Genomic DNA, 21,576 nt, shown 5'->3' with positions numbered 1-21,576 from the left:
TATTTTGTTTAACTCAGTATTATGTTTATTCATGCTCTGCTTTTGGGATAGATAGTGGTTTGGCGATTACTATCAGATCAAATTCAGAGCATGTTTTCAAGTTTTATTCCTTAAGATCCAACCTATGAAAGCGTATTAGGTAAAAAAATACGCTAATTTAAATTAGCGTATTAATTACGAATTAGTTAAAGCAATTAATTGCTCTTTAAACTCTTGGGCAGCAGGACCTAGTCTATCTATATCGTTACACATTAAATATAAATTAAGAGTGCGAGTTGTGCCTTGCTCTAAATTTAGCGTTTTTAATGTTTGATCTTCTATTAGGTGCGATATTTGTGTATAGGGGAGCCATGCATAACCTAAGTTTTGGCTTACCATATCAATAGAGTTACGTAAGTGGCTAACTGTCCAGCGCATATCGGCACCAAGCCATCCTTCATTGTGGCTGGTGTAAGTTGCGGAATCTCTTACTACTATTTGCCTGTGAAGTTTTAAATCATGAAAATTTAATTGTTCCACTCGTTGGTGCAATGGATGATCTTTATGGGCTACGGCAACAAACTCAATATCACAAAGTTTGGTGCAACTAATGCCATAAACAGGGATTGATGAGATAGCTAAGTCAACTACAGCATTGTTTAGTAACTCGTTTGCACCGGTTAGCACACTTTCGATTAAATCAATTTTTAGCAGCGGATAAAGCTCACTCGTTTTAGCAAGTGCTTGGTATAAAATAGAATGTGGAAATACTTCATCAACCGCAATTTTTAATGTGCTTTCAATACCTTCACTTAAGGTACTTGCTACAGACTCTATTTTACTTGCTTCTTCAATTAAAAACTCTGCACGGCGTAAAATGAGCTTACCATTATCGGTTAAAAATGCTTTACGACCTTTTACTTCAAGCAACTTTACTTGCAAGGCGCCTTCGAGCTTTTGCACAGCATGATGCACGGTTGATTGGCTTTTATGTACTGCAGCGCTTGCACCTGCAAACCCACCGTGGTCTACAACCGCTTTAAACATTCGCCATTGCTCTAATGTTGCTTTTGCCATTTCGAAATCCTGTCACTACTTTCTATCTGATTGCATTACTTGACCGCATAGATGGACTATTTATTGCGTAACAGTGTTTTTTTTGTCTAATTATTTAGAACGAATAACTTTTTTATCAGTTAAAAGTGTCATAAAGTCACTTTTATTTAGAGGCTTAGAAAATAAGTAACCTTGACCATAGTCGCATCCTGCATCGAGTAATAATTGCATTTGTAATTTGGTTTCAATACCTTCAGCAATTACTTTTAAACCTAGTTGATGCGCCATTACTATAATTGCTTCACAAAGCGCGAGTTCTTGACTACCAACTTGAATATTATCAACAAAGCGCTTGTCTATTTTTAAGTAGTCGGTATCCATTTCTTGTAAGTAAGCAAGCGATGAGTACCCTGTACCAAAGTCATCAAGAGCAAGTTGCATTCCTGATTTTACTATTTCTTTTAGGCGTCTTTGCGTTAACGCTTCAGGGTTAACCATTAAACCTTCGGTTATTTCAGCCACAATTGAAGAGGCGGGTAGTTTTGCTGCATTTAGCATCGCGTACCAGTCATCTATACCGCTATCGGGGGTTGATAGTTGTACGGGAGATACGTTTACACTTATTTGAAAAGTATCATCTGTGAGTTTTTTTATGTCATTTAATGTTTGTAAGGCTTGAGCAAACACAAATTGACCAATTGCATTTATTTGTCTGGTTTCCTCAGCAAGTGGAATAAAAGCAATAGGGCTGATTAAGCCTTTTTTTGGGTGTTGCCAACGAATCAATCCCTCTGCTTTGTGAATTTGTAGGTTATTTAAAGCAACAATGGGTTGGTAAAATAACTCAAACTGCTCTTGCTCAATTGCACTTCTTAAATCTTTTAATAGCAACATACGGGCTTGTGCATGTTCGCGCATATCAGCAGAGAAAAATTCAAAACCGTTACGCCCGTTGCTTTTTGCTTTATACATTGCCTGATCGGCGGCTTTTAAAAGTTGCTCGGTATTTTCACCATCGTTAGGCGCACATGCAATACCTATACTTGCACTAATAAAAAACTCTTCTTTTTCAATATGTAAAGCTGAAGACAAGCTAAGTAAAATGTTACTGGCTATTTGATTTATATGGCGTGTACTTTTAATGTGGTTAAACACAATAACAAATTCATCGCCACCAATACGCGCTACAAATTCAGCATTTTTTGCCGACTGCACAATACGCTGTGATACTAACTTTAGTAAGTTGTCACCGTAATGATGACCTAAAGTGTCATTAATATCTTTAAAGTGATCAATATCTAAAAGCATAATAACGAGTTGGTTATTACTGCTATCTACATTTAAAAGTTGTTTGTTTAATCGCTCTTTTAATTCTAATCGGTTAGGTAGATCGGTTAAATGATCAAAATGTGCCTGTCGCCAAATAGTTTCGTTAGCTTGTTTTTTTTCTGTTAGATCTGTGAATATAGCGATACGACGAATTGCTATATTGTTTTGATCGTAAATCGTATCGATAGTGAGTAATTCTGTATACAGCTTACCGCTTTTTTTACGGTTGATAACTTCGCCTTGCCAGCGACCAGTCTGTTTTAGTTCAGACCACATTTTATTATAAAAACTCTTATCGTGTTTTCCCGATGAAAGAATAGTAGACGATTGACCAACAACTTCTTCTCTATTATATAAAGTAGCTTTGCAAAAAGCAGGGTTAACATCGTAAATAATGCCATTAGCATCGGTTATTGCCATACCTTCACTGCTGTTGTTATAAACTAATGAGGCAAGATGGAGCGCCTCTTCATTTGCTTTTCGCTGTGTTATATCGCGAAGTACAACCACGTACTCATTATTGTTTTGCATTGCACTAATACGTGCTTCAAAACTGCGCTTTGGATCTGATTTTTCGAGCGTAAATTCTAAGTTATTCGACACATCTAGTTTAGGCAACTGCGCCAATAAAAGGTAAACATTAGCTTGTGAGAGTATTGATGTTAAGTGAGGAACTTCAATACTGTTTGGATTTACTTGAGGCTTGAATTGACCCGTAATATTAAGAATATCACCCTGACTATTAATCTTAACGTAACTATCTGGTAGCGTATTAAGTAAGCTCGTTAGTTCATCGTGCTTATTTTTTAAGTTAGCCTCTGCGGTGAGTCGAGTTTGCGCCATTGATTTAAAACGTTGATAAAGTGTGTTTAGTTCTGGGCTATTAGGCTGAACTTGCTGCTCGGGCATTGCGCCTTTAGCTAACACATCGGTTGCATTCGTTAGGTTGTTAATGGGGTCAATAATACTGGTTTTAAGTAATTTACGTGCGATTAGGGTCATTGCCAACAATGACAAAATAAATATACCGAGTGCTATAAAAAAATTATTATTTATCTGATTTAAAGCATTAGTTATAGGGAGTGCAATATGTATGTTTAAACTATTATTACTCGGATCGCTATAAATTACAGAGTGATGAAATATACGAGTTTCACCCCCATTAGAATTTATTATTGTTGATGTTGTATTATCTACAGAGAAATCGGTTGCCAGTAAAGTTTGGGTAATATTTTCTCCCACTGCAGCAGAGTCTGGCGGATAGCGGGCTAAAATTTTACCGTTTGCATCAGCAATTGCTGCAATAGAGCCTACTGGTAGTTCAATATCATTAAAAGCATTGTTCCACCAATCAAGTGCTACCACTATAACAATAACACCTTGGGTTATATTATTTTTATTAGTGATGGGCAGGGCAAAGTTAAGCGTATTTTTTTCTAGGCTTCTATCGTGTTGAAAGTAACCTACAGATAACTGGTTACTCTTTAAAGCATTTTGAAAGTATGGACGATCTGCAACATTTATCGCTTTAGCTAATCCATTTGTTGTGCAAATAACAACCCCATGTTGATTAACAATACCAATATTTGCAACGTGCGGATAAATAGCTCTAAATTGATTAAAGTAGTTTGGGCAGGTTGTTGCTAAGTTATTTTTATTACTTTCCTCTTTAGCTAAATAACTAGCTAAACGATCAATATCATCAATTAAGTTTTTTTGCTGAGAAATGAAGTGCTTTGCAATACTTGTTACCTTGTCTTCACTTTGCTCTATTGAATGAGCGCGTTCAAACAGCAATGTAAAAACAATCAAAGCGGTGCCCGGAATGCTAAGTAATATTAACAAGCGATAAAGCTGATGTTTGAGAGAATAAGTAAAAATAACTATTCCTTAGTTTTGTATTTTGCAATAAGAATTGTAACCAAATTAGCTCCAAATAACCATAGTAATTATAAGGTTGAAAATATAACCAATAAAGCATTATAGTCTATTTTTTAGAGTGTTAAGCTCGATTTAAAGACATAGTTGTTTTGTTTAATGGATGATTTAATAACTCCATCAACTTATTCTTTAAAGTGAGTTAAAAATGAAAATATTAAAAGTACTTACAGCCTATGCAACTCAAGATGGCGATGGGGTAAATATTAGTCGAATACCAGGGTTTGATGGAAAGTATTTAGATCCGTTTTTAATGATTGATGAACTTAAATCAGATAATAAAAAAGATTACATAGGAGGCTTTCCTGAGCATCCCCACCGAGGAATTGAAACATTTACTTATATTCTAAAAGGAGGCTTTGAACATCGAGATCAAATGGGTAACAAGAAAGCGATTAGATCAGGCGATGTACAATGGATGAGTACAGGTAGGGGAGTAATGCACAGTGAAATGCCACTTGCAGACACTTCAAATGGTCTGCATGGATTTCAAATTTGGATCAATATGCCAAGTTTGGATAAAATGCGTGATCCACGTTATCAAGACACTACACAAAATCCAGCCCCGAGTTTTACAAACACACAAGGCGTGACGTTCAAAGCACTTGCAGGATCGTGGCAGTTCGAAAATGAGATACTTACAAGTAGTTTGCAAAGTTTAGCTGCTAACGCTGCACTTGCAGATATCACATTACCTGCAGAAAAAAGCATGTATTTAGCACCTCTGAGCCAGCAAAAAGTAATGATCTATATTCACAGTGGCTCGTTGATCACAGCCGATAATCAAACAATACCAGCAGGTAAGTTACTTATTTTAGAACCTGGCAGCGATATTAATATTAGCTCTTTACAAGGTGCCGGTATTTTGGTTTTAGCAGGTGACCCACTTAATCAACCTATTGCTCATATGGGTCCATTTGTAATGACTACTCAAGCTGAAATACAGCAAGCAGTACGCGATTATAAAAATGGTGATTTTGGTAATATTTAACAATATTTTTAGGAGAATTTTATGGGATTATTAGTTAACGGCAAGTGGCAAGATAAGTGGTACGACACAGATTCAAGTAATGGTAAATTTGAACGTGAAGCTGCTCAGTTACGCAATTGGATAACGGCGGATGGCAGAGCCGGCGTTACTGGTGATGCTGGGTTTAAAGCCCAAGCTAACAGATACCACTTATACGTATCGCTGGCATGTCCTTGGGCGCACAGAACGCTTATATTTAGAACATTAAAAGGATTAGAAGAGTTGATTACCGTGTCGGTTGTTAGCCCTGATATGCTTGATAGTGGTTGGGCGTTTGATACTCAAAACAGTACTGGCGATACTTTATTTAACAGTAATTACTTACACCAGGTTTATACAAAAAATAATGCTAAGTATTCAGGGCGAGTGACAGTTCCTGTATTGTGGGATAAAAAGCTTAATAAAATTGTGAGCAATGAGTCTGCTGACATTATACGTATGTTTAACAGTGCGTTTAATGAATTAACAGGTAACAAAGATGATTATTATCCTGATGTATTAAAACTAAAAATTGATGAGTTAAACGCGCTGATTTATCCAAATATCAATAATGGAGTTTATCGTACGGGCTTCGCAACAACTCAGAATGCTTATGAAGAGGCATTTAACGATGTATTTAAAGCACTCGATAAAATAGAAAACATACTGAGTAAGCAGCGTTATTTAGCTGCAAATGAACTCACAGAGGCAGATTGGCGACTATTCACTACTCTAATTCGGTTTGATAGCGTGTACGTTGGTCATTTTAAATGTAATTTGCGCACGATTGAAAGCTACCCTGCACTAAGCGGATACCTTAGAGAGTTATATCAGGTTAAAGGGATAGCGGAAACGGTTGATTTTTATCATATTAAACGTCATTACTACTTTAGCCACACAATGATCAACCCAACACAGGTAGTGCCGAATGGTCCTGAGATAAATTATTTATCTGATCACGGTAGAAATATTTACTTTTAAGCGAGTAGCCTAACAAGCCAGCCATATTTTTTGACTAGCCCCGTTTCGTTTTTACCCGCTTGAACTGCTACACCAGCTAAAAATGCACTGGTTAATCCTACTTTAGTTGCAGCGAAACGCTTTAGCCTATATTGAAATGCAGCATGATGCTGTCGTTTCAATTCGCTGCGCACATCCATTTGCTTACTTAAAAGTTGAACATTCTCATTAGGTGCTTTAATTAAATGATTTACTAACACAATAGGCCCGTTTATCTTTTGAGGTTAAATTTACAGTAGCATGTTTGGTTATTAAGCAAAGCAGAGCCTATGTAGTGTGGTTGCTCCCCATAAATAGGTAGTAACGCAGCATAAAGGCAAGACATGCGCTGCCCTTTGGGCAATTTACTCTTTGTTACTTACTCGGTTTTCACTTGTTCTTACATGGATGAAAGCCAGTAGGGTAACGCAAGAGGAGTTACCGAGCCCACTAGGTTACAACCTCGCGCCGCAATTAAACTGCCTCTAGAGAGAACAAATTTTAATCATGGAAGGTCAACAGATCCAAGTCTTCTTACAAATTAAATAGCTGCTTTAAGCTTTTTAGCGTTTTACTAAAACCAATCTTGTTACTTAAATAAACAGTGTTTTTCCAAAGCCATGCTAAGCAAGCGACTTGCAATAAAGTGGCTGTTGCGATACCAAGCCATACCGATCCAAATAAATCGTATATACCATATCCAACAGCACCTAAAACTCCCGCCCACAACAAAACTAAACCACTGGCAAAACAGCCCAAAAATATGGTGATCAATGCAAGCGATCTAAGCGATAACCTCCATTCAGCTTTAGCAAGCTGGTGGGTGATCTTTCCTTGAGTTTGGTAATCATCCTTGAGTTGCTTTGAGTATTCTAAAAGCTTTGCAATGTGATCTTGCCAATCGTCCTTTTGGCTTTCATGATCAGTGGTTTGGTTTTGCGCGTTACCATCCTTGGTTGCGTTTGTTTGCGAGTTATCCATCACAAGTTACTTACGGCGAAATAACGATGTAATAAGCATGCCCGCAGCAAAGGCGATACCTGCAGTTGCTAATGGATTTTCAGAGGCAAAGGCGCGTGTTTTTGCTGTACATTCACTTAGCTTTTCACGAGCAATAAGTTGCTTTTCGCTTAATGCTTCAGCTGAACTAGACGCCCCTTTTCTCATACTACTTTCTGCTGTTGCAGCTTTTCCAGATAGAGCATCCACTGCATCGTGTGCAGCTGATGTGGCTTTATCGGTCAAAGGTGCTTCACTATTTGTTTGCTTAATCTCAGACTTCGCATCTGTAGGTACAGTCGATTTAGTATTTGTTGCAGTAGCCATAATCAATCCTTAATAAATTAAAATATTTAAATAGTGATTTTAGATATGCAATGACTGATCCAAATATGTTTTTAATTTTAGTTTATTGATTATATTAGTTTTTATTTTTACTTCTCGTTTTTTATATTTTGTAATTAAAAATAAATCGTAACTATTACTACCTATCTGGGTAAATTTTACAAAATAGTGAAAAAGGGTTAAAAATTTATAAATATTCACTGTTTATTCAGTAAGCAGAGCTTGTAAACAAGAAGTTATCAAAAGCGAGAAAAGTTTTTTCTGCGTTGTTATTCCACTTTTTCCCACGTAATTCAATCGCTTTGCTTAAACCCTTATTTTTTCTAGCTTTGGGACTTGTTAAAGCTGGTCAGCTTACTTGACAAAAAGGCTTGTCAAGCCATAAACTGGAGCACTGTGGTGAAAAGTGGTTTTTAGTGGATCAAATTGGATCAAATGTTGATTAAAATAATTTTAAAATAGGCTTTTTATGTTTCGTGGCGCAAGTTCGCTGAGTTTGGATGATAAAGGACGCTTTGCGGTACCCACTAAGTACCGAGAATCCTTGTTATCTGAAGATCAGGGAACAGTGATCTGTACCGTTGCATTAAATGAGCCCTGTTTATGGTTATATCCACTAGCTGAGTGGCAAGAAATAGAGAATCGCTTAGCTAAAATTTCTAATATGGATCCACGAGCCCGTCGAATGCAGCGTATGTTGCTCGGGAATGCTACTGAATATCAACTTGATAAAAATGGTCGAATTTTGTTAGCGCCTTCGTTGCGCGCACATGCAGAGCTTGGCAAAAAAATCATGCTGGTTGGTTTGATGAATAAATTTGAAATATGGGACGAGGCGCGTTGGAACGAACAGATGCGTCAAGATACTGAGTTAGAAAGACTTGGTGATTTTGAGCCAAACCCAATTTTAGATAACTTTACACTTTAACTAACAGCACAATAAAAAGGCAAAGAATAGCTAATGACAGCGCAATTTGAACACGTATCCGTTTTGATGGACGAGACCATAGATGCCCTTGCAATTAAGCCAGACGGCATATACATGGATGGCACTTTTGGACGTGGTGGTCATTCAGGCCAAATTTTAGCGCGCCTTGGTGACGAAGGACGCTTGCAAGCAATAGATCAGGATCCACAAGCTATTCAATCAGCTGAAAAGTTTGCTGATGACCCGCGTTTTGCAATTGCACACTCTCGCTTTTCAAAACTTTACGAAGTAGCAGAGCAAAACGATCTCATTGGCAAAGTAGATGGTATTTTATTAGACATTGGTGTGTCGTCGCCACAACTTGATGATGCCGAACGTGGTTTTAGCTTTATGAAAGATGGCCCACTTGATATGCGCATGGATCCTACTTCGGGTCGCAGTGCAGCACAATGGTTAGCCGAAGCTGAACTAGATGATATAACCCATGTTATTAAAAAGCTGGGCGAAGAAAAGTTTGGCAAACGTATTGCGCATAAAGTACTCGAAATACGTGAACACACACCAATCACAACTACAAAGCAGCTTGCTGATTTAGTTGACGAAGCGGTACCAGTAAAAGATAAATTTAAACATCCAGCTACACGTACCTTTCAGGCTATTCGTATTTACATAAACAGCGAGCTCGAAGAGATTCAAACTGCATTGCAGTCCGCAGTTAAAGTACTAAAGCCAGGTGGGCGTTTAGTGGTTATTTCGTTCCACTCATTAGAAGACCGTATCGTAAAACAATTTATTAGAAAACAGAGTCGGGGAGAGATTTTACCTAGAGGTTTACCTTTAACTGATGCACAAATAAATAAAAATTTGACGTTAAAAGCAGTGGGTAAAGCAATTAAACCAAGTGCTGCAGAAGTTCAGCGTAATCCACGTTCTCGTAGTTCAGTACTTAGGATTGCACAGAGGCTTGGATGAGTAATAAAGCGAATCATCGTCAACCACCCAATTTATTCTTTGAAATAATTAAAGGCCTGGGAGCTAACAAGCTTACCTCGGTTTTGTTGGTTGTGATATTCGCTTCAAGTTTAACGGTTGTACAAACAACTCATCTTGCTCGTGGGCAGCTAATTGAGCAAGACACGTTATTAGAAGAGCGTGATGAGCTTGATTTAGAGTGGCGTTATTTATTAGTTGAAGAAGAATTTTATTCGCAGCATGCGCGCATTGAAGAAGTGGCTATATCGCAGCTAAAAATGAAACGGCCAACAAGCCAAGATGAACAGGTAATAGTATTACAATGAGAACTCGAGGCAAAAAACCAGCAAATAATTTAATCACATGGCGCTTTATGTTGGTGTGTGGCGTTGTGTTTATGGTGTTTGTAACACTGGTATCTCGAGCTGCTTACTTACAAGTAATTGAACCAGATAAGGCGCGTTCGGAGAGTGACAAGCGAACTGTACGTGTCGAAAAACTTCATGTGCAACGCGGAATGATTTTTGACCGCAACGGTAAAGAACTTGCTGTTAGTGTACCTGTAGTAAGTGTGTATGCTGATCCTAAAGCATTGCGTAAGTCACTTGTTTCTAAAGTGGTTAAACAAGCGCGCAAAGATGGCGAAGATCAAGTGTCTTTAGCTGAAAACGCAGTTGAGCTTGATAAACGCACTGCGCTTTATTATAAAAATGATCTACGTTGGCGTGAACTTGCCGATGTTTTACGCACTGATCCTAAAAAAATAAATACTCGACTTTTAGACGATCCTACTCGTCGTTTTGTGTATTTAAAACGCCAAGTTACACCTGCCGTTGCAAATTACATTGCTGATTTGCGCTTACCGGGTATTCACTTATTAGATGAATCTAAACGTTATTACCCTGCGGGTGAAGTTACTGCCCATGTTATTGGCTTTACCAATATTGATGGCAAGGGAATCGAAGGCATTGAAAAGCTTTATGAAAATGCATTAACGGGCGAAGAAGGCCGTCGTACTATTCGTAAAGATGCACAAGGGCGTGAGGTAGAAGTACTCGATGAGCGCGAACGTGTAGAGCCCGAAAGTATTCAGCTTAGTATTGATCAACGTATTCAGGGTATTGCTTACAAAGCAGTAAAATCTGCTGTACTTACTTATAAAGCGACATCGGGATCGGCCATGGTGGTTGATGTTAAAACTGGTGAAGTACTTGCAATGGTTAATAGCCCATCATTTAACCCTAATAATTTAAATGATGCTGCTCCTCACAAGCGCCGTAATCGCGCAATTACCGATTTGTTTGAACCAGGCTCAACTGTTAAGCCACTAGCCATTTTAGCTGGGCTAGACTACGGCGCAATTAAAGCAGATGACACAATTGATACCTACCCAGGTTGGATGCGTTTAGGCGGAAGCCTAGTACGAGATACTCGTAACCATGGCGAACTAACCTTACGTGAAATATTAAAGTATTCCTCAAACATGGGTGTTGCGAAAGTGACGCAACTTGTACCTAAAGACTACTTAGTCGGTTTATACCAAAAAGTAGGATTTGGAAGTGACACAGGTACGGGCATGGTGGGCGAAAGTAGTGGATTATTTTATCCAAACCGTCGTTGGTCTGACTTTGAAATTGCGACCTTATCGTTCGGGTATGCTATTTCGGTAAGTACTGCTCAAATGGCACGTTTTTATACCATGTTAGGTGCAGGTGGGGTTAATCGCCCTTTGACTATTTTAAAACAAGATAGTGTGCCTGAAGGCGAACGCATTTTTAAGCAAAAAGACGTAGAAGCCGTAGTAAGCATGATGGAAAGTGTGTTTGAAAAAGACGGTACTGCACGAAATATAAAAGTTGATGGTTACCGTGCAGCTGGCAAAACAGGTACTTCTAAAAAAGCTGTTGCTGGTGGTTATGGTGATGAATACGTAGGTTATTTTGCGGGTGTAGCACCGGCGAGTAATCCTCGTTTAGCAGTGGTAGTTATGATTAATGAGCCAGGCGGTGATGTGTACTATGGAGGTGCCACTGCGGGACCTGCATTTGCAGAAATCATCTCTAACGCATTAAGAATATTAAACGTAGCGCCAGACAAGGAAGAGGTTGCGTACGTAAAAGGTAAAGATAACGATGCGTGATTTAAAGGATATTTTAAAATACATCGAAATAGATGCACCCTCGCAACAGGTTAAGCATTTGCGTCTAGATAGTCGTGAAGTAACTCCTGGCGATGTATTTGTTGCAATTAAAGGTCATGAATTAGATGGCGGTCACTTTATTGCCAAAGCAATTGAAAATGGCGCAATAGCTATCATAGCTGATAGATTATGTGAGTTTGAAACAAATTTTGAACCGCTGTTTCTAGTAACAGAGCTTGATAAAAAACTGCCAGAATTGGCTAGTCGTTTTTACAATCAACCAAGTCGGAATCTTGATTTAATTGGTGTAACTGGAACTAATGGTAAATCGACGACCACTGCAATGATTGCCCATTTGGCGCAATTTTGTAGTACTGAATCAGCTATTATTGGCACACTAGGTTATGGGCATCCCGATAGCCTAATTCCGCTTATTAATACCACACCTTCTACGGTCGACTTACAACACATTTTAAATGACTTAAGCTCGCAAAATAAAAAACTAGTGGCGATGGAAGTATCATCCCATGGTTTAGTGCAGCACCGTGTTGCAAAGTGTGAGTTTAAAGCCGCTGTATTTACAAACCTTTCTCGCGATCACTTAGATTACCACGGTGATATGGCAAGTTATGGTGACGCTAAACTAATGCTGTTTCGTGATTTTGAGCCAGAGGTTGTAGTACTCAATCAAGACGATTCTCAAGCTGAGCAATGGCTTGAAAAATATGATTTTGAGAACCTTATTTGTTACGGGCGTAAAAGCCTGCCTCCTAAAAATGCGAAATTTGTATATTTTTCTGACGTTAAATATTCAAGTGAAGGTATTTCGGCGCAATTAACTACAAGCTGGGGTGATGTTGCAATCAAATCTCCATTGTTTGGGGAATTTAACTTATACAACCTGACTGCGGCTATTGCCACATTATTAGGTTTAGGTTATTCGCTTGAGCAGTTAATTGCTGGTTGCGCGCAATTACAACCAGTTGCTGGGCGAATGCAATCATTTAGCCAAGCAAATATGCCAACGTGTGTTGTTGATTACGCACACACTCCAGATGCACTTGCACTTGCATTACAAGCATTGCAGCAACATGTGCCAGGTGGAGTTAGTTGTGTGTTTGGTTGTGGTGGCGACAGAGATAAAGGTAAACGGGCATTAATGGCACAAGCCGCAGAGCAAAATGCGAATAAAATAATTATCACAAGTGATAACCCTCGCTCAGAAAACCCGAATGATATTATTGCTGATGTAGCTGGCGGTTTAACACATCCTGAAAAAGCGCATTTAGAAGCAGATAGAGCCACAGCAATTAGCTACGCCATTGAAAATGCAACGGCAGATGATGTGATTTTGATTGCAGGTAAAGGTCACGAAGATTATCAAATAATAGGCGATAAGCGCATCGATTTTTGTGATCGCCGTTATATACAAGAACAACTAAAAAAAGCAGTAAGAGGGACTCAAGCATGATCCCAATGGATTTTGATTGGTTAGCCAATGTGCTAGCAACCGATTATCAAGGTGATAATCAACAAGTGCTAAATATAAATACTGATACTCGCACAGTATGCGAAGGCGAAGTGTTTTTAGCGCTTAAAGGACCAAATTTTGATGGTCACAAATTTATAGCAGAGGCTAAACAAAAGGGCGCTATTGGCGTTATTGTTCAGCATAAAGTAGATGTAGATATTCCACAATTTATAGTTAGCGATACGCGTATTGCACTAGGTGTAATTGGCACAGCAGTTATGGCGCAAGTTGCGCCTAAAACAATTGCCATTACAGGAAGTGTAGGCAAAACCACGGTAAAAGAAATGTGTGCGGCAATTTTATCGGTGCACGGTGATGTACTTGCTACTAAAGGCAATTTTAATAACGATATTGGCGTGCCACTAACATTGTTACGCTTAGAGCCACAACATCGCTTTGCTGTTATTGAGCTTGGCGCAAACCACTTAGGCGAAATAGCATATACCACAGCAATGACAAAGCCAGATGTAGCGGTAGTATGTAATGTAGCTGCAGCCCACTTAGAGGGTTTTGGTAGTTTGATGGGGGTCGCGAAAGCAAAAGGTGAGATTTTTGATGGTCTTAAAGGCGATGGTGTCGCCATTGTTAATTGTGACAGTGAATTTAGTCAATATTGGTTAGATAAACTTAAAGGGCGTGATGTTAAGCGCTTTTCAACAACCGAAAAACTCGATATTTGGGCAGAAGATATAACACTTGATGCCAACGCTCGCGCAAGCTTTACGCTTTGTACTAAAGATAAGCAGGTCCCTGTTACTTTAGCATTGCCTGGTAAACATAATATTGGTAACGCGCTTATTGCAGCCGCATTAACTAGCGAGTTTGATGTAACTCTTGAAGACATAGCCAATGCACTTGCCACTATGGGAGATGTAAAAGGTCGTGTAAATTTAATTGAAGTATCTGATTTACTTACCGTAGTTGATGATACATACAATGCCAATGTTAAGTCGGTAAAGGCAGCTATTGATTTGTTAAGCGATATGCAGGGTCATCGTATTTTAGCACTCGGAGACATGGGAGAGCTCGGTGAAGATGCACGTAAATATCATCAAGAAGTAGGTGAATATGCACTGCAAAAAGGTATTGATGAGCTATTTACGTTAGGTGTATTGAGTAAATATGCTAGTGATGTATTTGAAATACCTAATCGCCATTTCTCGAGTCGAGAGCAAATGCAACAAAGAATACAAACGAGTATTAATGAAGTGAATAAAAAAACAACGATAGTAGTGAAAGGATCGCGTAGTTCTCGCATGGAATTATTAGTAACAGATTTAGTTAATGGCCAGCAACAAGCCATCAATGGAGTATCATAATGTTAGTTTGGCTGGCTGAGTATTTAACACAATATTTTAGTGGTTTTCATGTTTTTTCGTATTTAACGCTCCGTGCTATTTTAGGTATTTTAACTGCGTTGGTTATGTCTCTTTATTTAGGTCCTAAATTAATCCGTGGCTTGCAGCGTATGCAAATAGGTCAAACAGTTCGTGATGACGGTCCACAATCGCATCTATCTAAGTCAGGTACACCGACTATGGGTGGCTTACTTATTTTAGCGGCTATTTTTACCAGTACATTACTGTGGGCTGATTTATCGAATAAGTATGTATGGGCAACACTGTTTGTAATTGGCTCGTTAGGTATTGTTGGTTTTGTTGATGACTACCGTAAAGTTATTCGTAAAGACCCTAAAGGTTTAATTGCTAAGTGGAAGTACTTTTGGCAATCGGTAATTGCGCTAGTTGTGGCTACTGCATTGTACTTTACCAGCGCACAAGCTTCTGAAACATCGTTAGTTGTACCATTTTTTAAAGATGTATTACCGCAATTAGGTTTGTTTTACATAGTACTTACGTATTTTGCGATAGTAGGTACTTCTAATGCTGTAAATTTAACAGATGGACTAGATGGACTTGCAATTGTACCCACTATTTTAGTGGCTTCTGCACTGGCTATTATTGCGTATTTAACGGGTAATATTAACTTTTCAGCTTACTTACATATTCCGCATTTACCACTAGCGAGTGAGCTTGTAGTTGTGTGTACTGCTATTGTTGGTGCCGGGCTTGGCTTTTTATGGTTTAACACTTACCCAGCCCAAGTGTTTATGGGCGATGTAGGCTCATTAGCCCTTGGTGGTGCATTAGGTATTATTGCTGTGTTAGTTCGCCAAGAATTACTGCTTATTATTATGGGCGGTGTGTTTGTTATGGAAGCATTGTCGGTAATTTTACAAGTTGGTTCGTATAAACTGCGAGGGCAACGAATTTTTAGAATGGCACCAATCCATCATCATTACGAATTAAAAGGTTGGCCAGAGCCGCGTGTTATTGTGCGTTTTTGGATTATTTCTATTGTGCTAGTACTTGCTGGCCTAGCGACATTAAAGATTCGATAAATGCAGTATTTAAACGAGATAAAAAGCAAACAAATAACAGTGCTCGGACTCGGTGTAACCGGTCTGGGCATTGTGCGTTTTTTATTATCTCAAGGCTTTACACCCAAAGTAGTTGATAGCCGAGCAAACCCACCAGGGATTGATTGGCTAAAAGAGCATGCACCAATGCTAAATACGCACTTTGGTAATTTAGATGACGCAGCACTTAGCTCAAGCGATATAATTATTGTAAGTCCGGGGCTTAGCTTAAAAATACCGGCTATTGCGCACGCAATTAATAGCGGTGTTGAAGTTATTGGTGATGTTGAATTATTTGCACGTATAAACACCAAACCTGTAGTTGCAGTAACGGGCTCTAATGGTAAATCAACCGTAGTTACACTTGCTTATGAAGTACTAAAAGAAGCTGGTTACAAAGTTGCATTAGGTGGAAATATTGGCACTGCGGTACTTGATTTACTTAGTGATGATTTTGATGTGTATGTACTTGAGTTATCAAGTTTTCAGCTAGATACCACTACAAGCTTAAAGCCAATTAGTGCGACTGTACTTAATGTGTCGGAGGATCACCTTGATCGATACGATAGTTACCAGGCTTATATTGACTCAAAACTAAGTATTTATAACTCTGCAGAGCGTGTTGTTGTAAATACCGACGATATACAAACATACCCAATTAATAGCGGTGTAGCACCTCAAGTTAGCTTTGGGGCTCAACATGGTGATTACCATTTAGCGCCACACAATGGTGAAACTCATTTTATTGTTAAAGGCGAAGCTTTTTTACCTGTGAGTACACTTGCGGTAGTGGGTAAGCACAACTATTTAAATGCGCTTGCAGTAATGGCACTTTTAAGCTCGTTTGAAGTAAATAAAGAGCAATATAAAAACGCGTTAAGTCAATTTAACGGCTTGGCTCATCGTTGTCAGTTTGTAGCTGAGCAAAATGGCGTTAAGTATTTTAACGATTCAAAAGCGACTAATGTTGGGGCAACTATTGCAGCAATAGATAGTTTAGCAAGTGACGGTGAGAATCTTATTGTTATTGCGGGTGGAGATTCTAAAGGTGCTGATTTAAATGCCCTTAAGCCTTACATAAAACAACATGTTAAAGCGCTAATTTGTTTTGGTAAAGATGCAAATGAGCTAGCTGCAATTACTAATAAAAGCTACTTAACTAATAATATGGAAGAAGCCGTTACTTTGGCTAAAGTACTTAGCCGTAATGGTAATATTGTTTTATTGGCACCGGCTTGCGCGAGTATTGATATGTACAACAATTATATGCAGCGTGGTGAGCATTTTGTTGAGTGTGTTATGGCGGAGCAATTATGATTGCTTTTGCCGATATTAAAGATGCATTAACACCTAAGCCTTCTGGGCAGCTATACGATGTACCGCTGTTGTACTGCGTAATAATGCTAATTGGTGTTGGTTTTATAATGGTAACCAGTGCATCAATGCCGACAGCTGAGCGATTGTTTAATGACCCTTACCACATAACAATTCGTCATAGCATGTTTTTAGCGATGGCTTTTGTACTTTTTTGGATCACTGTTTGTGTACCAATGGATTGGTGGAAACGGTCAAATCCTTATTTACTAATATTAGGAATGGTGCTGTTAATAGCAGTATTAATTATTGGTAGAGAGGTTAATGGTGCAAAACGATGGATCCCCATTGGACCGGTTGGATTTCAGGTGGCTGAAGCCGCTAAGTTATACTTTTTTAGTTATATAGCGGGCTACTTAGTTAGAAAGCGCGAAGAAGTACAAGAAAATATTAAAGGGTTTGCAAAGCCAATTGCTGTTTTTGCTGTGTACGCACTGCTTATTTTATTACAGCCAGACTTAGGCACCGTGGTTGTTATGTTTGTAACAACTGTTGGTTTATTGTTTTTGGCAGGCGCTAAGCTATGGCAGTTTTTTGTACTTATCCTAACCGGCATTGGTTTGGTTGTATTACTTATAATTGTTGAACCGTATCGAATGGCGCGTGTTGTTGGCTTTTTAGATCCCTGGGATGATCCCTTTGGCAAAGGCTATCAATTAGTACAATCGTTAATGGCGTACAGCCAAGGCGGTTGGTTTGGTCAAGGCTTAGGTAACAGTGTGCAAAAGCTCCAATATTTACCAGAGGCGCATAATGACTTTATTTTTGCTGTAATAGGCGAAGAACTTGGCTTAATCGGCGTAGTAAGTATTTTAGTTGTACTAGGCACTTTAGTGTTTAGAGCATTATTAATTGGGCAGCAAGCACTTAAATGTGGCAAAGAATACGAAGGTTACTTTGCGTTTGCCATTGGTATTTGGTTTGCGTTTCAAACCATGGTTAATGTAGGCGCAAGTGCAGGTATATTACCAACAAAAGGGTTAACGCTGCCGTTTATTTCTTATGGTGGATCAAGTCTATTAATAATGACAATAGCCACCGGTATTTTATTGCGCGTAGATTTTGAAACCAAAATGGCAACCAAACAAGCCACCTCACGCGGAGGTAAACGATGAGTAAAAAATTAGTAGTAGTGGCTGGTGGTACCGGCGGACATATTTTCCCAGGTATTGCAGTGGCTGATTATTTAAAGCAGCAAGGCTGGCAAGTTAGCTGGATTGGCACGCCCGATAGAATGGAAGCGACAGTTGTTCCTAAGCATAATATTGATATTGATTTTATTAATGTTAAAGGCGTTCGTGGCAACGGTTTAAAGCGCCTTATTAAAGCCCCATTCATGGTACTTAATGCAATATTGCAAGCGCGTAAGGTATTGAAAGAACAGCAACCAGATGTAGTACTTGCAATGGGCGGTTATGTTACTGGTCCAACAGGTATTGCTGCTAAAAGTTTGGGTATTCCATTGGTTATTCATGAGCAAAATGCAGTTGCCGGTATGAGTAACAAATGGCTTGCTAAGTTTGCTAATCGAGTATTAGCTGCTTTTCCTAGCGCGTTTGCAAAGGGACAAGCTGAGCTAGTAGGTAATCCGGTTCGCCAAAGCGTTATTGATATAGTTAAGCGCGATGTATCAAGCCCTATCAATATTTTAGTGGTTGGTGGTTCGCTTGGCGCACAAGTGCTTAATCAAACATTACCAGAAGCATTTAAAGTACTTGGTAATACCACGCCAATAAGTGTGTGGCACCAAACAGGTAAAGGGCACTTAGACTCTGTAGAAACGGCTTATAAAGCGCATGAGTTTGCTGATGCAGGTATAAAAGCAGCAGAATTTATTGATGATATGGACGCCGCTTATAGTTGGGCTGACATTGTAATTTGTCGCGCAGGCGCATTAACGGTTAGCGAAATTGCCGCTGCAGGAAAAATGGCTGTTTTTGTACCATTTCCTCATGCGGTGGACGATCATCAAACAGCAAATGCACAATATTTAGTGATGGCTAATGGTGCATTGTTAATGCCACAAGGGCAGTTCAATAAACAATCAATAGTTGAACTTTTAAGCCCATATTTAGCCCAACCTTCATTAATCACTGAAATGGCTGCTAATGCTAAAAAACAAGCCATTTTAGATGCCACAGCAAGCGTAGCTGCGCACTGTGAGCAAGTATCAAATAAGAGAGTGTAAGTGAAACAAACGTCAGTACAAGAAAAACACACACGACCTGCAATGCGTCGAATCGAGACTATCCATTTTATTGGTATAGGTGGTGCGGGTATGGGCGGTATTGCTGAAGTACTCGCTTTTGAAGGCTACCGTATTACAGGTTCAGACATTGCTCACAGCGCAATGACTGAGCGCTTAATTAAAGCGGGCGCAGAAGTATTTATTGGTCATCATGAAAATAATGTAAAAGATGCCAACGTGGTTGTTGTTTCAAGTGCTATTGACGAAACAAACCCTGAAATTATTGCCGCTAAAGCAGCAAGAGTTCCCGTTGTACGCCGTGCAGAAATGCTAGCTGAACTTATGCGTTTTCGACACGGTATAGCTATTGCGGGTACGCATGGGAAAACAACAACAACAAGTTTAATTGCAAGTATTTATGGGCAAGCAGGGCTCGATCCAACATTTATTATTGGCGGTTTGCTAAATAGCGCAGGTAGTAATGCCAAAGTTGGTAAAAGCGACTTTTTAATAGCAGAAGCTGATGAAAGTGATGCGTCGTTTTTACATTTACAACCAATGGTATCGGTGATCACAAACATTGAAGAAGATCACATGGAAACCTATGGCGGTAGCCTTGAGAAAATGAAAGACACTTACGTGGATTTTATTCATAACTTACCGTTTTATGGTTTGGCCGTTGTATGCATTGACTCTGAAGTTGCTAAAGATTTAATTCCTCGTTTTGGTCGCCCTGTAATTACTTACGGTGAGGCGAGTGATGCAGACTATCGCATGAGCGATTTTAGCCAATCGGCTAATACGTGTAAGTTTACGGTTACTAACAAACAAGGCGAGAGCTTAACGGCAACCTTGAACATGCCAGGTAGGCACAATGCACTTAATGCAACCGCTGCTATTGCGGTTGCAAAAGATCAAAATATTGCTAACTATGCAATTTTAGAAGCGTTGCAAAAGTTTGAAGGGATCGGTCGACGTTTTCAGCATTACGGTGACTTTGAAAACGAACGTGGCAACATTATGTTGGTTGACGATTATGGTCATCATCCATCAGAAGTAGCTGCAACAATTGCAGCAGTACGTGAAGGCTGGCCCGATAAGCGCTTAGTAATGGTTTATCAACCACATCGGTTTACGCGTACTCGCGATTTGTATGAAGACTTTGTAAAAGTATTAGCTGATGTTGATCAGTTATTATTACTTGATGTGTATAGCGCTGGTGAAGAGCCAATTGTAGGTGCAGATAGCAAAAGCCTATGCCGTAGCTTACGCCAACGTGGTAAAGAGCCGTTACATGTAGCTTCAAGTTCAGAGCTTGCAGGCGTGTTGGCTGACTGTTTGCAAAATAATGATTTAGTATTAACCCAAGGTGCAGGTAATATAGGGCAATTAGTAAAAGCTTTAGCTGCAACGGGTATGTCGATAGAAAAACTTAAACAAGGTGAAGTATGACTCAGGCAAATGCACAATTTGGAAAAGTAGCGGTGTTGCTAGGTGGAAACTCAGCAGAGCGTGAAGTGTCATTAAAATCTGGTCAGGCTGTTCTAAATGCACTGCAAAATTGCGGTGTTGACGCGATTGCGTTTGATCCACAAAGTCGTTCTTTATGGGAATTAAAAGAGTTAAATGTAGAGCGTGTGTTTATTGCTCTGCATGGTCGTGGTGGCGAAGACGGTACGGTACAAGGTGCACTTGAATTTATGAACCTACCTTATACAGGCAGTAACGTATTAGGTTCGGCACTTGCTATGGATAAAATTCGCTGTAAGCATCTATTTAAATCAGCGGGCTTGAGTACCGCGCCTTACGCGGTAGTTGATGCCAAAAAAGGTTTTGATGCAACCGCGATAATGAATAAATTTAAAAAAGTAATGGTTAAGCCATCGCACGAAGGTTCAAGTATAGGCATGGCACAAGCAAGTACAGCACAAGAACTTGAAGATGCACTTGTTAATGCATTTAAGTTTGACAGCCAAGTACTTGTTGAACAATGGATTACAGGCAGAGAATTTACTGTCACAGTGTTAGGTGACGATGTACAGCCTGTGATTGAAATGACGACACCAAATGGTTTTTACGATTACCAAGCTAAGTATCAGTCAAGTACAACGCAATATCATTGCCCTGCTAATTTATCAGAGCAAGATACCAAGTATTTACAAGCAATATCGCTTGATGCATTTGACCTTGTAGGTGCAAGTGGCTGGGGTCGGGTAGATGCAATGCAAGACGAGGAAGGCAACTTTTACCTGTTAGAGGTAAATACAGTGCCAGGAATGACTGAGAAATCGCTAGTGCCTATGGCGGCAAAAGCAAATGGGGCAAGTTTTGAGCAATTAGTTGTTCGCATTTTGGAGCAAACGCTTTAAT

19 protein-coding genes are annotated in these 21,576 nt (G+C 39.3%); 14 read left to right on the top strand and 5 right to left on the bottom strand.

The features are described from left to right. Nucleotides 1-174: 174 nt before the first annotated feature. Together I6F65_RS13780 and I6F65_RS13775 are read right to left on the bottom strand one after the other, a co-directional pair. Nucleotides 175-1,056 (bottom strand): LysR family transcriptional regulator, encoded by an 882-nt coding sequence (locus tag I6F65_RS13780; protein WP_166109664.1) that lies wholly within the window; start codon nucleotides 1,054-1,056, stop codon nucleotides 175-177. A 90-nt stretch (nucleotides 1,057-1,146) separates the two neighbouring features. Further along, entirely contained in the window at nucleotides 1,147-4,251 is a 3,105-nt protein-coding gene (locus I6F65_RS13775; protein WP_197113381.1) for an EAL domain-containing protein, read from the bottom strand. Between the two features lie 199 nt (nucleotides 4,252-4,450). Between I6F65_RS13775 and I6F65_RS13770 the strand changes: the two genes are divergently transcribed. Next, nucleotides 4,451-5,293 carry a pirin family protein gene (locus tag I6F65_RS13770; protein WP_197113379.1) on the top strand — a complete coding sequence of 281 codons (843 nt, stop codon included), beginning with the start codon at nucleotides 4,451-4,453 and terminating at the stop codon, nucleotides 5,291-5,293. Between the two features lie 21 nt (nucleotides 5,294-5,314). Then, complete coding sequence (locus I6F65_RS13765) at nucleotides 5,315-6,292, top strand: glutathione S-transferase family protein (protein WP_024612656.1); 978 nt, start codon at nucleotides 5,315-5,317, stop codon at nucleotides 6,290-6,292. Here I6F65_RS13765 and I6F65_RS13760 read toward each other — a convergent pair. From I6F65_RS13760 to I6F65_RS13750, 3 genes are all read right to left on the bottom strand, one after another. Continuing rightward, nucleotides 6,289-6,531 (bottom strand): hypothetical protein, encoded by a 243-nt coding sequence (locus I6F65_RS13760; RefSeq protein WP_024612657.1) that lies wholly within the window; start codon nucleotides 6,529-6,531, stop codon nucleotides 6,289-6,291. The genes I6F65_RS13765 and I6F65_RS13760 overlap by 4 nt on opposite strands. A gap of 313 nt (nucleotides 6,532-6,844) precedes the next feature. Further along, nucleotides 6,845-7,291 carry a hypothetical protein gene (locus tag I6F65_RS13755; protein ID WP_197113377.1) on the bottom strand — a complete coding sequence of 149 codons (447 nt, stop codon included), beginning with the start codon at nucleotides 7,289-7,291 and terminating at the stop codon, nucleotides 6,845-6,847. 6 nt (nucleotides 7,292-7,297) lie between these two features. Next, nucleotides 7,298-7,636, bottom strand: coding sequence for a hypothetical protein (locus tag I6F65_RS13750; RefSeq protein ID WP_024612659.1), 339 nt, complete (start codon nucleotides 7,634-7,636; stop codon nucleotides 7,298-7,300). A 487-nt stretch (nucleotides 7,637-8,123) separates the two neighbouring features. Between I6F65_RS13750 and mraZ the strand changes: the two genes are divergently transcribed. From mraZ to I6F65_RS13690, 12 genes are read left to right on the top strand one after another with little or no spacing between them, the layout of a single operon-like run. Further along, nucleotides 8,124-8,582: a division/cell wall cluster transcriptional repressor MraZ gene (gene mraZ / locus I6F65_RS13745; protein ID WP_197113375.1), complete on the top strand. Its 459-nt coding sequence runs from the start codon at nucleotides 8,124-8,126 to the stop codon at nucleotides 8,580-8,582. Nucleotides 8,583-8,615: 33 nt separating this feature from the next. Further along, a complete protein-coding gene (gene rsmH / locus I6F65_RS13740; RefSeq protein ID WP_024612661.1) occupies nucleotides 8,616-9,554 on the top strand; it encodes a 16S rRNA (cytosine(1402)-N(4))-methyltransferase RsmH in 939 nt (312 codons plus the stop codon). After that, on the top strand, nucleotides 9,551-9,880 hold the full coding sequence (gene ftsL, locus I6F65_RS13735; RefSeq protein ID WP_024612662.1) for a cell division protein FtsL: 330 nt from the start codon (nucleotides 9,551-9,553) through the stop codon (nucleotides 9,878-9,880). Before rsmH ends, ftsL begins: the two co-directional genes overlap by 4 nt. Beyond that, nucleotides 9,877-11,694, top strand: coding sequence for a penicillin-binding protein 2 (locus I6F65_RS13730; protein ID WP_024612663.1), 1,818 nt, complete (start codon nucleotides 9,877-9,879; stop codon nucleotides 11,692-11,694). Before ftsL ends, I6F65_RS13730 begins: the two co-directional genes overlap by 4 nt. Beyond that, nucleotides 11,687-13,165 (top strand): UDP-N-acetylmuramoyl-L-alanyl-D-glutamate--2,6-diaminopimelate ligase, encoded by a 1,479-nt coding sequence (gene murE / locus I6F65_RS13725; RefSeq protein WP_197113373.1) that lies wholly within the window; start codon nucleotides 11,687-11,689, stop codon nucleotides 13,163-13,165. The genes I6F65_RS13730 and murE overlap by 8 nt, the downstream gene beginning before the upstream one ends. Continuing rightward, entirely contained in the window at nucleotides 13,162-14,544 is a 1,383-nt protein-coding gene (gene murF, locus I6F65_RS13720; RefSeq protein WP_166109678.1) for a UDP-N-acetylmuramoyl-tripeptide--D-alanyl-D-alanine ligase, read from the top strand. Before murE ends, murF begins: the two co-directional genes overlap by 4 nt. After that, entirely contained in the window at nucleotides 14,544-15,626 is a 1,083-nt protein-coding gene (gene mraY, locus I6F65_RS13715; protein WP_024612666.1) for a phospho-N-acetylmuramoyl-pentapeptide-transferase, read from the top strand. The genes murF and mraY overlap by 1 nt, the downstream gene beginning before the upstream one ends. Further along, nucleotides 15,627-16,961, top strand: a complete 1,335-nt coding sequence (gene murD / locus I6F65_RS13710) for a UDP-N-acetylmuramoyl-L-alanine--D-glutamate ligase (RefSeq protein ID WP_197113371.1) — start codon at nucleotides 15,627-15,629, stop codon at nucleotides 16,959-16,961. Beyond that, complete coding sequence (gene ftsW, locus I6F65_RS13705) at nucleotides 16,958-18,133, top strand: cell division protein FtsW (RefSeq protein WP_024612667.1); 1,176 nt, start codon at nucleotides 16,958-16,960, stop codon at nucleotides 18,131-18,133. Before murD ends, ftsW begins: the two co-directional genes overlap by 4 nt. Continuing rightward, complete coding sequence (gene murG, locus I6F65_RS13700; protein ID WP_197113369.1) at nucleotides 18,130-19,206, top strand: undecaprenyldiphospho-muramoylpentapeptide beta-N-acetylglucosaminyltransferase; 1,077 nt, start codon at nucleotides 18,130-18,132, stop codon at nucleotides 19,204-19,206. Before ftsW ends, murG begins: the two co-directional genes overlap by 4 nt. Then, complete coding sequence (gene murC / locus I6F65_RS13695; RefSeq protein ID WP_166109687.1) at nucleotides 19,207-20,658, top strand: UDP-N-acetylmuramate--L-alanine ligase; 1,452 nt, start codon at nucleotides 19,207-19,209, stop codon at nucleotides 20,656-20,658. Next, nucleotides 20,655-21,575: a D-alanine--D-alanine ligase gene (locus I6F65_RS13690; protein ID WP_024612670.1), complete on the top strand. Its 921-nt coding sequence runs from the start codon at nucleotides 20,655-20,657 to the stop codon at nucleotides 21,573-21,575. The genes murC and I6F65_RS13690 overlap by 4 nt, the downstream gene beginning before the upstream one ends. Nucleotide 21,576: the final 1 nt, after the last annotated feature.

Origin of the sequence: Pseudoalteromonas sp. SWXJZ94C (assembly GCF_015864385.1) — a bacterium.
Lineage (GTDB): Bacteria > Pseudomonadota > Gammaproteobacteria > Enterobacterales > Alteromonadaceae > Pseudoalteromonas.
The sequence above is the reverse complement of the archived record's forward strand: the minus strand, read 5'-3'. Positions and strand labels throughout refer to the sequence as shown.

Bases quoted from the DNA above. Each gene is read 5' to 3' on its own strand.
- I6F65_RS13770 (WP_197113379.1), top strand. From the start codon at position 4,451: ATGAAAATATTAAAAGTACTTACAGCCTATGCAACTCAAGATGGCGAT.
- ftsL (WP_024612662.1), top strand. From the start codon at position 9,551: ATGAGTAATAAAGCGAATCATCGTCAACCACCCAATTTATTCTTTGAA.
- I6F65_RS13750 (WP_024612659.1), bottom strand. From the start codon at position 7,636: ATGGCTACTGCAACAAATACTAAATCGACTGTACCTACAGATGCGAAG.
- mraZ (WP_197113375.1), top strand. From the start codon at position 8,124: ATGTTTCGTGGCGCAAGTTCGCTGAGTTTGGATGATAAAGGACGCTTT.
- I6F65_RS13765 (WP_024612656.1), top strand. From the start codon at position 5,315: ATGGGATTATTAGTTAACGGCAAGTGGCAAGATAAGTGGTACGACACA.
- I6F65_RS13730 (WP_024612663.1), top strand. From the start codon at position 9,877: ATGAGAACTCGAGGCAAAAAACCAGCAAATAATTTAATCACATGGCGC.
- I6F65_RS13780 (WP_166109664.1), bottom strand. From the start codon at position 1,056: ATGGCAAAAGCAACATTAGAGCAATGGCGAATGTTTAAAGCGGTTGTA.
- murG (WP_197113369.1), top strand. From the start codon at position 18,130: ATGAGTAAAAAATTAGTAGTAGTGGCTGGTGGTACCGGCGGACATATT.
- mraY (WP_024612666.1), top strand. From the start codon at position 14,544: ATGTTAGTTTGGCTGGCTGAGTATTTAACACAATATTTTAGTGGTTTT.
- ftsW (WP_024612667.1), top strand. From the start codon at position 16,958: ATGATTGCTTTTGCCGATATTAAAGATGCATTAACACCTAAGCCTTCT.
- murD (WP_197113371.1), top strand. From the start codon at position 15,627: ATGCAGTATTTAAACGAGATAAAAAGCAAACAAATAACAGTGCTCGGA.
- I6F65_RS13755 (WP_197113377.1), bottom strand. From the start codon at position 7,291: ATGGATAACTCGCAAACAAACGCAACCAAGGATGGTAACGCGCAAAAC.
- murF (WP_166109678.1), top strand. From the start codon at position 13,162: ATGATCCCAATGGATTTTGATTGGTTAGCCAATGTGCTAGCAACCGAT.
- murE (WP_197113373.1), top strand. From the start codon at position 11,687: ATGCGTGATTTAAAGGATATTTTAAAATACATCGAAATAGATGCACCC.
- I6F65_RS13690 (WP_024612670.1), top strand. From the start codon at position 20,655: ATGACTCAGGCAAATGCACAATTTGGAAAAGTAGCGGTGTTGCTAGGT.
- rsmH (WP_024612661.1), top strand. From the start codon at position 8,616: ATGACAGCGCAATTTGAACACGTATCCGTTTTGATGGACGAGACCATA.